The organism is Haloarcula amylolytica JCM 13557, from assembly GCF_000336615.1.
Lineage (GTDB): Archaea > Halobacteriota > Halobacteria > Halobacteriales > Haloarculaceae > Haloarcula > Haloarcula amylolytica.
In genome coordinates this window covers 569,727-582,319 of record NZ_AOLW01000015.1, presented here as the reverse complement: position 1 = coordinate 582,319, position 12,593 = coordinate 569,727, and the positions used below count along the sequence as shown (strand labels likewise).

General features: G+C 60.5%; 10 protein-coding genes. 5 read left to right on the top strand and 5 right to left on the bottom strand.

The window, feature by feature from the left end:
* The first annotated feature begins 920 nt into the window (after positions 1–920).
* Complete coding sequence (locus tag C442_RS22880) at positions 921–1,043, top strand: hypothetical protein (RefSeq protein WP_004962120.1); 123 nt, start codon at positions 921–923, stop codon at positions 1,041–1,043.
* Between the two features lie 604 nt (positions 1,044–1,647).
* Positions 1,648–2,244 carry a hypothetical protein gene (locus C442_RS08850; RefSeq protein ID WP_049942902.1) on the top strand — a complete coding sequence of 199 codons (597 nt, stop codon included), beginning with the start codon at positions 1,648–1,650 and terminating at the stop codon, positions 2,242–2,244.
* A gap of 171 nt (positions 2,245–2,415) precedes the next feature.
* Here the strand turns inward: C442_RS08850 and C442_RS08845 are convergent, their stop codons facing one another.
* Genes C442_RS08845 through C442_RS08835 form a run of 3 tightly spaced genes read right to left on the bottom strand, consistent with a single transcriptional unit; the run spans position 2,416 to position 6,022 of the window.
* Positions 2,416–2,841, bottom strand: a complete 426-nt coding sequence (locus tag C442_RS08845) for a hypothetical protein (protein ID WP_008309635.1) — start codon at positions 2,839–2,841, stop codon at positions 2,416–2,418.
* A 47-nt stretch (positions 2,842–2,888) separates the two neighbouring features.
* On the bottom strand, positions 2,889–4,811 hold the full coding sequence (locus C442_RS08840; RefSeq protein WP_008309633.1) for a HAMP domain-containing protein: 1,923 nt from the start codon (positions 4,809–4,811) through the stop codon (positions 2,889–2,891).
* 2 nt (positions 4,812–4,813) lie between these two features.
* Positions 4,814–6,022 carry an ABC transporter substrate-binding protein gene (locus C442_RS08835; RefSeq protein WP_008309632.1) on the bottom strand — a complete coding sequence of 403 codons (1,209 nt, stop codon included), beginning with the start codon at positions 6,020–6,022 and terminating at the stop codon, positions 4,814–4,816.
* A gap of 336 nt (positions 6,023–6,358) precedes the next feature.
* Between C442_RS08835 and kdgK1 the strand changes: the two genes are divergently transcribed.
* The 3 genes from kdgK1 (at position 6,359) to C442_RS08820 (ending at position 10,233) form a co-directional block, all read left to right on the top strand.
* Complete coding sequence (gene kdgK1, locus C442_RS08830) at positions 6,359–7,318, top strand: bifunctional 2-dehydro-3-deoxygluconokinase/2-dehydro-3-deoxygalactonokinase (protein WP_008309630.1); 960 nt, start codon at positions 6,359–6,361, stop codon at positions 7,316–7,318.
* Positions 7,319–7,418: 100 nt separating this feature from the next.
* Positions 7,419–9,209, top strand: coding sequence for a pyruvate kinase (pyk, locus tag C442_RS08825; RefSeq protein ID WP_008309628.1), 1,791 nt, complete (start codon positions 7,419–7,421; stop codon positions 9,207–9,209).
* 52 nt (positions 9,210–9,261) lie between these two features.
* On the top strand, positions 9,262–10,233 hold the full coding sequence (locus tag C442_RS08820) for an ROK family protein (protein ID WP_008309626.1): 972 nt from the start codon (positions 9,262–9,264) through the stop codon (positions 10,231–10,233).
* A 30-nt stretch (positions 10,234–10,263) separates the two neighbouring features.
* Here the strand turns inward: C442_RS08820 and C442_RS08815 are convergent, their stop codons facing one another.
* Entirely contained in the window at positions 10,264–11,439 is a 1,176-nt protein-coding gene (locus C442_RS08815) for a Cdc6/Cdc18 family protein (RefSeq protein ID WP_008309624.1), read from the bottom strand.
* Positions 11,440–11,501: 62 nt separating this feature from the next.
* Complete coding sequence (locus tag C442_RS08810) at positions 11,502–12,593, bottom strand: hypothetical protein (RefSeq protein ID WP_008309622.1); 1,092 nt, start codon at positions 12,591–12,593, stop codon at positions 11,502–11,504.

The following is a 12,593-nucleotide window of genomic DNA, read 5'->3' as shown; positions in this document are numbered from 1 at the left end:
GACCCGTGGTTCGGTCCGGTAAACGGTCACGGTAGATGGGTCCGGGACTACTCAGGTCGGGCCGGGTTACTCGTCAGGGCCCAATGGATGTAACTGACAGCCTGTCGGAACTCCTGGTGGTACAGACCCTCCTGCATACTCGGCCCCTCGACATACCGACGCTGCATACCGCGGCCCTCCATCGAATGGGGCGTGTCGCTTTGATACACGCGCAGTAGAACGCTACCGAACGGACCACTCGCCCACGCCTCGACGTAATCGTCATTTTCAGTCAGATTCTCGCCGCGGAGCCGTCGCAGCCATCAGATTGTGTACTGGCAACAGCGCTATCCTGAATTCTGACCCAGGCTGCGTATACGCCACACGCCAAGACCTGCATTGCTTGATACAGTACCCGCTCTCGTGGTCCTTGCTGTCTGATCCTCGATATACAACGCCGAGGCCACTGTCGTCGGGTACTACGGACGAAGAGCTCTGTCTCTCCAGCTTTGAGATGACGACGATGGTTTAGCCCCGTTTTGACCGACACTAGCTCATAGAGGGCGTTTGCGAACCTATCGAGTGATTCTTCGCGTTTCAAGTAAGCACTCAGAATAAAACCGTGTCGTTCCGACGATTGCTCCCGGTGGCTGGTCGTGTTTGGGGGTAGCGCTCCCAACCGCGAATACCATACTCGACTCCCGGCACCGTGCCGATGTGTGGCGCAGTCCTACACGTCGGATGCTGCCAACCGGATACTCACCTAATCCGTCCTTCCCCTTACACGCCTCACACCGAGCGCTTCTCTATCCATCAACTCCCACCGTAGACCACGAGCAGCAGGGAATGCTGAACCGAAAGCCTCCTACATTAGCGTGTCCAGGCTGAAGTTAGCGATATGCGTTCTCGACGATATCCAGCCACTCAGGCGGGTGGGTTCAATGGCTAACGACGCACTCGTTCTCCTGTTCATGATTGCGATTGTGTTAGTGGTCATGGCTGTCACGCTGATTGGCGGGTTCTATCTGGTCAAGTACCTCGTCGAGCGCACGTTCAATTCGTGATCTCGTTTCCTCACCAGTGCGCGTCGGAAGTCTGTGGAGCTAAGTGGCTGAGATTACTGTCTGTAGTCCATCTACTGTCCTCGGACCCACCATCACACGGTCTGTTACGGACGCATAAACTATATACTGCTATATCGAATGGGAGTTGGTGGTCGAAACGACGTGAATTTAGCGGGCATGTACCGTGTGGTCTCGAACACCTCGCTGGTTATGGCCGAGAGCGTCGTCTCACAGATATCCGTTGAGAAGTCGTCGATATGGCTGACGACTCGATCAACCGCGATCTCTTTGAGGAGACAGCGGCAGCTCGCCACTGGTTCCACAGTCAAGGGTAATCCTATTGCTCGTCGTCCGTGTTCGAAGCGCCGGAGCGACGGTCGTCAATTTGGTTCGTCTCGTCGGACGTAGAGGTGGTTCAACCTACTCAGTCTCGCATGGAATCAGCCGATCCAACAACTACTACTTCTGAATAGCGGGAACTCTCTTTATCTCTCGGCCACCGCATTTCAGAAGCTACTGATGAATTTGGTTCGTTCTGTGGCACTTTCCCTCCAAATGTCAGCATAGAATTATATATGGTGGGGACTTGGATGGGAAACGGAGTATGGGTGAGGTACAAAGTCAAACCGGTAGTGGACTGTCACCACTTCGGTTCATGGTACAGAAGTATAATGAAGTGATTGACCGCGTCGTCGAGGGCATACTAGTGCCGTACGGGACACGCATAGCACTCCTCACGTATGCCTTCGTTTTTTCATATTATGGGTTTCTGAAGGTCCAGGCACTGTTTAGCGGGCTATCGACACCAGTCCGTGGTGAGGTCCATGCGGTGGTCACTATCCTTGGTCTTCCGGAACTGGGGATCTCTCTGACCGCAGTGATGGTGTTCATTGGAGTGTATGAGCTGACGATCGGGCTGTTGTTCCTCCTCCGGAAAATTCGGGCCATATTTTTCCTGTTCCTTGGCCACCAGTTTGTCACCCTCGCGACGCTCGTGATTGCCCGATCCGCGTACTTCCAGGAACCGTTTCTACTAGGGACAGTTCCGTGGCTGTTTGACGCGTTCGCGGCGTACATTCTGAAAAACACGATATTCATCGGTGGCTTTCTTGTACTGGCTGCTGTGGAACTCGGACAAGGAAGCCCCGAGGCTGCGACAGCTAAATCCGCTAAGATGGAGTCAGCAGTGTCGACTGATTGACCGCTGGCGCTAAAACGGTTTAGCACGGTGAACGCGGTGGGGGTAGTTGTTGCCCCACCTCAGTGATGTCGAATGTTGTACCAGCGCTGGGCCGTTGCCGAACCGCAGTTGCCACCAGCCCCGGCGCTGTAGAGCAGCCTGTCTGTGGTGCAGAGCGTCCTGTAAAATAGACTACTGCTTGTCTTCTCCAGTCGCCACTCCCAGAATCGTTGTCTCGGCGTCGAAATATGTCGGGGCGTCGGTATCGATTTCGAACTCCAGCACGGTCTCAAGGTCACCGGAGCCTTCGGCGAGTTGTTCGGCAAGATCCGTATAGCCTTCTGCGAGCGTCCGGTATTCGTCGATTTCTTCCTGTTTCGCCTGCGCTCGCTCCTGCTTGGCCTCGATGTTTTCGACAGCGGCTTCCGCATCGGTGTCCGGACGTTCGGGGCTCTCAGACAATGTCGCACGAGCGTCGGCGGTGTCCTGTTCGATTTCTTCGAGTAAGTCGGTGAGCTCCGAACTGCGCTGGTCCAGATGGCCGGCAAGAATCGCAGCCTGGGTCCGACAGTACTCGGCGAGTTCCGCTTGAGAGATTTCTCCTGCGTCGTCGCTCATTGAAAAGAGTACGCCGCCAGCGCGAAAATCGGTTTCGGTGAACCGGATTACTCTTCTTCCTCTTCGCCCAGACTCTGTGACGGACCGCCAGAGAAGACGAACTCGTGTTCGGCTTCGGTCTCGAAGCGGTTCAGGATGTCACCGAGTGGCTTCGCATAGCGTTTGAGCTGCTCGGCACGCGAGGACACTTCGTTGAGTTCTGCAGCCTGCTCTTCGGCTGCGCCGGCCACGGTCTGGGTTTCGGCCATCATCTGGTCACTTGTCTCGGCTGCCGACTGTAGCGTCGTCGCCACCGTCCGGAACCGCTCGAGCGAGTCACCAAGGTCGATGTCCGGATTGTCCGCTTCCAGTTCTTCGAGCGTGTCCACGAGGGTATCGAGGTCCTCTGAGATGGTCGCGAGGCGGTCCTTCTGGTCGTAGGCGTCGTCGGAGATTTTCTGTGTGGATTCGGCCACCTGCTCGGACGCGTCACGGACGGACTCGGCACTCGACAGAACGACATCTCCGGATTCCGCGACTTCGTCGGCGAAGCTGTTGAGCTGACCGATCGTCTTTTCGAGTTCGTCGACCATGCCGTTGAACTCGCTGGCGATCCGGTCCATCGACTCGTTCTCGCCGTCGGTCGCCATCCGCTCGGTGAGGTTTCCAGCGGCCGTTTCCTCCATCACGTCGGAGAATTCTTCGGCCTTCTTCTGGAGGTATTTGTTGACTTCAAGGGCTTCGGCGCGGGATACCTCCGCCTCTTTCTGTGCGCGCTCGGCCTCGTTGATCTGTTGTTTGAGCGCGTCGCGCATATCAGCGAACCCGCTGTACAGGCGGCCGATATTGTCGATACGACTGGTGGCGATCTCGACGTCGAGGTTCCCCTGTCGCATCTGATCCGTCTTTCGGGTCAGGCGGTCGATGGACGTTGCCGTGTTGTACCCGAGTATCGCACCGACACCCGCGATGAGCAACACCATCAGTGCCGTGCCGATGAGCCCGTACTGCTGGACGTTCTGGACGAAGCCAAAGACCGCGGAGTTGGGTGCGTGTACGAGAACGACCCAGTCAGTGCCCTGAATCGGTGCATAGCCGACAGTGTAGCGCTCGTTGAGTACGTCAGTCGCCGGCATGTCGGCGGTGACACCGGACTGTTGCTCCGACGAGCGGAGGTCATCTGCCGCGTCGATCGGTTCCGTGGCAGGGCTGTTCGAGCTATACGACTGCAGCATGTTTTCGCCGAGGCCGCGGCTCCCGTCTCTGGGTTCGTCGATCATGACGACCGCCGATCCGTTGACGACCTGCGTGAACCCGCCTTCGGCCCTGTTGTTCCCCTGAAGCGAGTTCGCGATCTCGTCGAGCGAGTACTCGATGAGGATATACCGGTTCTGTGAGGCATCGACAGGACTGGCGAAGCCGACGACCGGGCCGGAGTTCGTCTGGTACACGTCGGAGACGGTGACATCGCTTGCCGTTTCGAAGTTCGCACCGGTAAGCCAGGCCCTGCTCGTCGATTCGAGCGCCGAGTTAGTTAGCACCTGTGAGTTAGATGTGCTGGCGACAACCTGGGATTGGCCGGCATTCCGTTCGACCAGATGGATGTCGGCAGCATCTGCGGACAAGGCGGCTTTCCGATTGTTGAGTTCGATATTGATATCGTCTGTCTCACTACTGGCCCAAACGTCGTCAGAGGAGACAAACTGTGTTGACAACCTATTCCGGTCAACCCACTGTGACAGGATGTCAGCTTCCTGTGCGGCGGCGTTTTCGTAGTCGCTCAGAACCTGTTGTTCCGTGTAGTCCTTGACTTGCTCTGTCGCGGCAAGGCCGATGAGCCCAACCGACAGCGCCATAACGAAGAGGACGATACCGAATTTGAGTGCGAAGTTTCGCCGGATGAAATCCGGGACGACTGTTGCAAGAATCCCACCGGAGGCGTTCGAATCGTTTTCTGAACTGTCTGGTATCTGTGTGTCTCCTGAACTCATAGCTAGTTCCCTCCAAGCGAGCAGTTAGCCGCTGGACCGCTGTCGCATGCGTACTGTACATCCGCTGGTTCCCCAATCAGGCCGTAGTAGGTGCCGTAGGACTGCTGAACCTCTGGCTTTCCTTTCACGACTGGCACCCGGCGCATCGCCTGGTGATCACAGGCTCGGAGCGTCTGCGGTCCGAGACCGGCGTCGTACTCGTGTCCTTCGAGCGCTCCGATGACATCGATCGGATTGAACGTTCCCGCCCGCTCGGCTGCACTGGCGTATTGCAGCGTTTGCGTATACGCGATGTGGGCTGCTCCTGATGGGGACGCTGATTTCGAGGTCCCCGTCGAACTGCCGTACTCCTCACGGAACGATTCTCGGAAGGTATCAGACAGCGGCGAGTTGATTGCCGGGCTCCAGGCGACCGTCCCGATAACACCCTCTATCGCATCGCCTGCGGTCCGGGCAATATCTTTCGAGGCTATCGGAAGGACGATATTCGACTCCGGGAACTCCTCCCGGAACGCTCTGAGTGCGTTTACTGCGTCGAGGCCCCCCAGTCCGAGCACGATCACGTCGAAATCGACCGACTCGATGTCTTCTGCGTACTGAGAGTAGTCGGTCGTCCCGACCTGTGCAGTTGTGTCCCAAACAGGTGCCCAGCCGAGATTTCCGAGGGCTGTATCCATCTCATCCCGGAGCGTCTGTCCCCACTCATTGTCCTGGGAGATCTTGACGTAATTGACGTCGTCTCCGAACTCGTTACTGAGGGCCGGAGCCAGCGCTTTGGCCGCCATGTGGTTGTTGTACATCTCGCGGAAGGAGTACCGGTTGCAGTCGATACCCGTCAGCGAGTTCGCGTTGGCCATCGTCGCCATATACACGACCTGGTTCTGCGCGGCAACCTCCTGATTGGCCAGGCCGGAATTGCTGGACGTTCCGCCAGCAAGCATAATCACCTCCTCACTATCAACAAGCCGCTGTGCGTTGCTCCGGGCGGTATCTGAACTGCCACCCGTGTCTTCGACAGCGAATTCGACATCCTTATCGAGAAGTCCGTCACCGTCCAGCGGTGACTCGTACTGCTCGCTCGTTACCCACCCACCACCGTTGTTAATGTGCTTGACCGCGAGTTTGAAACCTCGGAGCTCCTGCTTGCCGGCCGTTGAGTACGCCCCGGAGGAAGCGACGTTGAAACCGAACGTCACCGAATCCCCGGACACCGGAAAGTTTCCAACTGGCGTTGGGGTCGGCGTCCCGTCCCCATCTGTCACTCCCTCGCTGCCACCACAGCCTGCAAGTCCGGCCAGTCCGGCCGCACCAATCGAACGGAGTAGGTTCCGCCTAAAGACGGACGGCCCACCACCATCTCTCCCTGAATCCATACTGGCGTGTCTAAATTAGTATAGCACATAAACTTTTGGAGAAAACTTATACTGTCCATAACCCATGACGAAAAATACGAGCTAACGCCCTCCACCCCAGTAAGGTGTAATTAACAGGTCCGTTAGACGACGGGTTCTCCGGGATTTATACCCAGCCAGTGAGCAACGTCGGATATGACGGAGTTAGTTACGTTCGGTGAGACGATGTTGCGGTTGTCGCCACCTGACGACGAGCGACTGGAGACCGCAGACCAGTACACCGTCAGGGCGGCTGGTGCGGAGTCAAACGTCGCGGTCGCTGCTCAACGGCTTGGGCTCGATGTATTGTGGGCCTCAAAGCTCCCCGACTCACCGGTCGGTCGCCGAGTCACGGGAGAACTCAAACACCATGGCGTATCGGTCGATGTCGCCTGGGACGACTCGGACAGCGCCCGACAGGGAACCTACTATCTGGAGCAGGGTAGTCCACCGCGGGGCAACGATGTTATCTACGATCGCCAGAGCGCCAGTGTCACGACCGCCACACCGGGGGAGCTTCCGACGGAGACCATCGCGGACGCCGCGGGATTCCACACTTCGGGTATCACACCGGCGCTCTCGGAGACGCTCGAATCGACCACTGCTGACCTCCTCTCGCTCGCACAGGACGCGGGCACGACCACGAGCCTCGACCTGAACTACCGCTCGAAGCTCTGGACGCCGGCGGAAGCCCGCGCAGTCCTGACCGAGCTATTCCCGTCTGTCGACGTGCTTGTGGTCGCCGAACGCGACGCGAACGTCGTGTTAGACCGGAGCGGTGACGCGGAAACGATTGCCCGGGACCTCGCCGCCGAATACGGGTTCGAAGCAACAGTAATCACCCGTGGCAGCGACGGGGCGCTCGCGCTTGCCGACGGGACTGTAACGGAGCAACCGACGTTCGAGTCGACCGACGCACATCCGGTCGGGACCGGCGACTCCTTCGTCGGCGGTTTCCTCTCGCAGTATCTCTCCGATGGCACCGTTGCAGACGGGCTCGCCTGGGGTGCCGCGACAGCCGCACTCAAACGGACGATTCCAGGTGATATTGCCGTCGTGTCGCCCGAGGAAATCCGTTCGGTTCTCAGCGGCGACACGGAAGCGATTTCGCGGTAGTTACGCCGTCCAGCAAGGTTCTTATCCCTTCGCGGGGAACGGCAGGGTATGATTAACTATGAACGCTGTAAACTGTGGCTCCCCGGAGACGGAGGTCACAATGCGTAGCGCAAAGATCGTCTGTACCCTCGGTCCCGCGTCGGACTCGGTCGACGACATCGCGTCACTTGCGAAGGCCGGGATGTCTGTTGCCAGACTGAACGCGAGCCACGGCTCGCCGGAACACCGCCGGGAAATGATCGATCGCATCCGCGAGGTAGACGAGGCGGTCGAGGAGCCGGTCGCGGCCATGCTCGATATGCCGGGGCCGGAGGTCCGGACTGCGGAGATCGACGCGCCGATTCAGCTCACTGAGGGGTCCACCATCCGGTACGTCGTCGGCGACGACGCGACGCCCGAGGAGGTCGGCCTCTCGCAGTCGATTACCGCAGTCGAGCCGGGAGACCGGGTGTTGCTTGACGACGGACGCATCGAGACGACTGTCGAACGTGTCGAGGACGACACGGTGTTTGCGACCGTCGAGAACGGCGGTGAACTGGCCGCCCGCAAGGGTGTCAACGTTCCCGGCGTCGAACTCGACCTGCCGACGATTACGGCAAACGACGAGCGAGAACTCGACGTGGCTGCCGAGAAGGAGCCGGATTTCGTGGCCGCGTCGTTCGTCCGTGACGGCGAGGACATCTACGAGATCAGCCAGGCGCTCGAAGAGCGCGGCGTCGACATCCCGATCATCGCCAAGATCGAACGGGCCGGGGCCGTCGAGAATCTCGATTCGATCATCGACGAGGCCTACGGTGTGATGGTCGCCCGCGGCGACCTCGGCGTCGAGTGCCCGCTCGAAGACGTGCCGATCATTCAAAAGCGCATCATCCGTCGGTGTCACGAGGCCGGGGTCCCGGTCATCACGGCCACCGAGATGCTCGACTCGATGGTCCACTCCCGGCGGCCGACCCGCGCGGAGGCCTCAGACGTGGCAAACGCAGTGCTTGACGGCACCGATGCAGTGATGCTCTCGGGCGAGACGGCAATCGGTGACCACCCGGCCCGCGTCGTCGAGACGATGGACCGGATCATCCGCGATGTCGAGAGCAGCGAGGAGTACGCCGAGTCCCGGGAACAGCGCGTGCCAAACGCCGGTGACACCCGGACAGACGCGCTCGCGCGCTCCGGTCGGTTCCTCGCTCGCGACATCGGGGCGTCGGCGATTGTCGCCGCGTCCGAGTCCGGCTACACCGCCCTGAAATCGGCGAAGTACCGGCCCTCGATCCCCATCGTCGCGTCGACGCCGAGCGAGCGCGTCCGCCGGAAGCTCGCGCTCTCGTGGGGTATCACACCCGTAACGACCGAGTACACCACCGAAGGGGCCGACGCCGTCATCCAGACGGCAGTTCAGGCAGCCCTCGACACCGAAGCCGCGGACAGCGGTGACACGGTCGTCGTCCTGTCCGGGATGATGACCGAACTGGAGGGGATGAACACGGCGAATATGCTGAAAGTCCACGTCGCGGCCGAAACGGTCGCCAGCGGTCGGTCCATCGTCGACGGCCTGGTGACCGGCCCCGTCCACCGGATTTCGACAGCACCGCCCCAAGAGTCGCCGGGCGACCTCTCGAACGTCCCCGACGGGGCTATTCTGGCAGTGCCCGAAGGGTTCGACGGCGAGTTCATTGGTGACACCAGCCGCATCGGGGGCATCATCGACGCCCACGAGGGCGTCACGAGCTACGCGGCCATCGTCGCCCGCGAGCTTTCGATTCCGATGATCTCGAACGCGGACTTGCCCGATGCTGTCTCCGACGGATCGACCGTCACGCTAGACTCCGAGCGCGGCGTCGTCTACGAGGAGGCCGTTGGCCGAGAGGACATCTCGGGCAGGGAGCGAGACTACTGACCGCAGTAGAATCTGTGTAGTTAAGTATCGGTGGGGCAACCCTTCGACCAGCATGGGCGCTTACGCAGGGGTCGACCTCGGAGCGACACATATTCGGGCTGTTATCGGTGACGAGACGGGTTCGATAGTCTCGTCACACAAAACTGAGACACCGCGTGGACCGGCAGGTATCGCGGTCACGGAGGCGGTCCTCGACGCGATCCGGCAGGCCTGTGACGCCGCCGATATCGCCCCCACAGACGTGGTTGCCGCCGGTATCGGGTCCTTCGGTCCGATGGACCTGGCCGAAGGCGTCGTCGAAAACCCCGCGAATCTCCCCGACACCATCGACCGGATTCCGCTGACCGGGCCGGTCGAGAATCTCATCGGCAGCGAGCGGGTGTCGCTGCACAACGACGCCAACGCCGGCGTCATCGGCGAGCGGTTCTACTCGGACCGGAGCCCCGACGACATGGTGTACCTCACTATCTCCTCCGGGGTCGGTGCCGGGGTCGCTGTCGACGGGAACATCCTCTCAGGCTGGGACGGCAACGCCGGGGAAGTCGGCCATCTGACCATCGACCCGCACGGATTCATGACATGTGGCTGTGGGCACGACGGCCACTGGGAAGCGTACTGCTCGGGCGAGAACATCCCGCGGTATGCCACGCAACTGCACCGAGAGGACCCCGTCGAGACGGCGCTCCCGATCGAGACTGAGGAGTTTTCCGCGGCGGATATCTTCGAATATGCCGGCGAAGACGAGTTCGCGTCCCACGTTCTCGACCAGATCTGTCACTGGAACGCGATCGGCGTCGCGAACATCGTCCACGCGTACGCGCCCCTCGTCGTCTACGTCGGCGGGGCCGTTGCGCTCAACAACCCCGAACAGGTGCTAGACCCGATCCGGGACCGGCTCGACGACATGGTGATGTCGAACATTCCGGATATCCAGTTGACGCAGTTCGGTGACGACGTCGTAGTCCGTGGCGCACTGGCGTCCGCGCTGACTGGCGGCACAGGTGACCCGTCACAGCGCGTTTGAAAAACGTCGACCTGACCGCGGACCGCTGGCCTACTGCTGTAAATCGTACAGTCGCCGGAAGGCCGTCGGCGGGAACCGCGGTTCGACACGGCTCGGCGGGCGGCCCTGGCCGTTGGTGGTTGTCGCCTCGACCCGGTCGACGACACCGGACTCGGCCATCTCGTAGAGAAACCGCTTGACGGTCCCGGCCGAGAGATCGACTGATTGTGCCGACGCAATCGCCTCCGTCGTCGCCGTTACCGAGGAGCGTTCGCTCTCCTCCAGGTCGATGAGTTCTCTGAGGACGGCCTGCCGATTCGTCGGCAGGGAGAGGACGACCCCCAACGAAACACAGGGATCGGGCACCTCCGCGATGGCCGCGTCGACGTTGGCCTGTGTGATGCGGTCCTGGCCCCGTTCCTCGGCCAACTCCGCAGCGATAAACAGTGCGGCAAGGGCATCGTGGGCGTTTCCGTCCGCCCAATCGGCGATATGCCTCGCCAGACCGTGATCGAGTCCCTGCTGAGCCAGCCCGTTCGAGGTTCTGGTCATCAACACGTCGACGAGCATCTGCCGCTGATAGCGGTCGATACTGATCGACTCAGCGGTGTACCGCGTCAGTTCCGTTGTCGACGGGTCGTCGCGACCGATAGCGAGCCAACTGACGTTGCTCGGTAAGCCAGCAAACAGGTCAACGAGGGCCGGTGCCTGGATGCTTTCCGGCTCGCTGATGTGGTCGACTGCAATGACGATGCCCGTGCGTTGCTCTCGTACCAGTTCGTGGAGTCGGGATTTGAGCGTCTCCGTTCCGATCCCGTGTTCCGGCACCGATTCGTCCACGAGCGAGTCCAGCACTGCATGGTAGAACGCGAACTCGCTTGCGGTCTCTCGGGCGTTCACGTAGACGAACGACGGCGAGGTCGGTGGCTGTGCGCGGGTCGTCGTGTGAATGATCGCCTGTTGTTCCGTCGGGAGCTGTTCTAAATTGGCGAAAAGCGCCGTGATAACTGCGGACTTCCCTGAACCACGGGGGCCGTACACGTACGCGTTCGGCGGAAGCTGCCCATCGAACACCGGATCGAGATGGTCGAGTAGGCGCTCGAGAACCGGACCGCGGTCAGCCGGCTCCTCTATGTGGACGACCGGTGAGATCGACTCGTAATCCTGAATGAGCCGTGGCTCACCGTTCCGGCGTTGTCGACGCTTGATTCTCGCTTCGATGTCCATGCTTGGAAATTAGATCGTGTGTATATTCGATTGGACCTGTAAATAAAAAGCCGTATGAGTTCTTACGGCAGGGGGATCGCTGCGGACGTCGTGAACACTCCAGCCAGTGCCAGAATGCCCAGGATGAGGGTCGTCGTGATGATCGAGGCGGCTGGCGGGTCAAAGTGCGTATCTGAGTGCGCGTAGAAGATGCGCTGGTAGACTTCACCGAACAGCGCACCCAGGATACCGAAGAATGCGCCCAGCCCGAGCGCGACTAGGACGCTCGCTCCATCCGTCATCGCCATACTAGCGACGAACGTTGCTGGGAGCGTCATGTGGTGTGTGACCGGGAATTTCTCCACGCCGAGGTTCAGGAACAGCAGACTCGCTGCTGAGATACCGAACGGGAGGAAGAGACTCCCGGTCTTCGCGAAGATGTACGCACCGAGGATGCCGGTGATGAGCCCGAGCATTGCGACGTGTGTCCACTTGTACTGGTGTGGCAGCCACGGCTCGACAGCCGGTCGCTCGGCAGCCATGGTTCCGCCGTCCGTTGCGACTTCTTCACCGTTGCTCGACCGCATCTTTCCGCTCTCGAACGGCGACATATCGAGCAGGCCACTTCCGCGGGCACGGCCGATAACCGGGTAGCCAAAGACCAGACGGGCGATCACAGCGGTCAGGATGACGCCTGCTGCAGGCGGGTCGATCGGAATCCCGAGTCCACCGGACGTCTGCCGGATTGCCATCCCCAGAATACCGAACACACCACCGACGGCGAGGACGTCCGGTCGGGTACCGAGGGCGTAGGCGATGTCCTTCGCCGGGTGGTAGTCACCGTCGTCCGGCTCGTACATTCCGTCGTACTTCGCGGCGTAAGCGGCTGCTGCCACACCGCCGGCGAAGGCGACGTGTGGCCCGAACACGGGACCGAAGGCCAGTGGGCCGACGATGCCGGCTCCGTACCCACCGGCGCCACCCGCGATGACGTCAGGCGAACCGCCGATGAACGACTCGGAGACAACGTTGCCGGCTTCTCCGATAAGCACCATGAAGCCGGTGAAACAGAACGCCGGGAGTGCACCGATTGAGGCCCCGAATGCCCCGCCTGCGAACGCCGCGATGGCGAGGACGAGCATATCGACCGCCGTGAGTCCGAATGCGATTGCCAT

Excerpts from the sequence above, each read along its gene's own strand:
- C442_RS08845 (WP_008309635.1), bottom strand. The coding sequence starts at position 2,841 with ATGAGCGACGACGCAGGAGAAATCTCTCAAGCGGAACTCGCCGAGTAC.
- C442_RS08820 (WP_008309626.1), top strand. The coding sequence starts at position 9,262 with ATGGGCGCTTACGCAGGGGTCGACCTCGGAGCGACACATATTCGGGCT.
- kdgK1 (WP_008309630.1), top strand. The coding sequence starts at position 6,359 with ATGACGGAGTTAGTTACGTTCGGTGAGACGATGTTGCGGTTGTCGCCA.
- C442_RS08840 (WP_008309633.1), bottom strand. The coding sequence starts at position 4,811 with ATGAGTTCAGGAGACACACAGATACCAGACAGTTCAGAAAACGATTCG.
- C442_RS22880 (WP_004962120.1), top strand. The coding sequence starts at position 921 with ATGGCTAACGACGCACTCGTTCTCCTGTTCATGATTGCGATTGTGTTA.
- C442_RS08810 (WP_008309622.1), bottom strand. The coding sequence starts at position 12,593 with ATGGCAATCGCATTCGGACTCACGGCGGTCGATATGCTCGTCCTCGCC.
- C442_RS08815 (WP_008309624.1), bottom strand. The coding sequence starts at position 11,439 with ATGGACATCGAAGCGAGAATCAAGCGTCGACAACGCCGGAACGGTGAG.
- pyk (WP_008309628.1), top strand. The coding sequence starts at position 7,419 with ATGCGTAGCGCAAAGATCGTCTGTACCCTCGGTCCCGCGTCGGACTCG.
- C442_RS08850 (WP_049942902.1), top strand. The coding sequence starts at position 1,648 with ATGGGTGAGGTACAAAGTCAAACCGGTAGTGGACTGTCACCACTTCGG.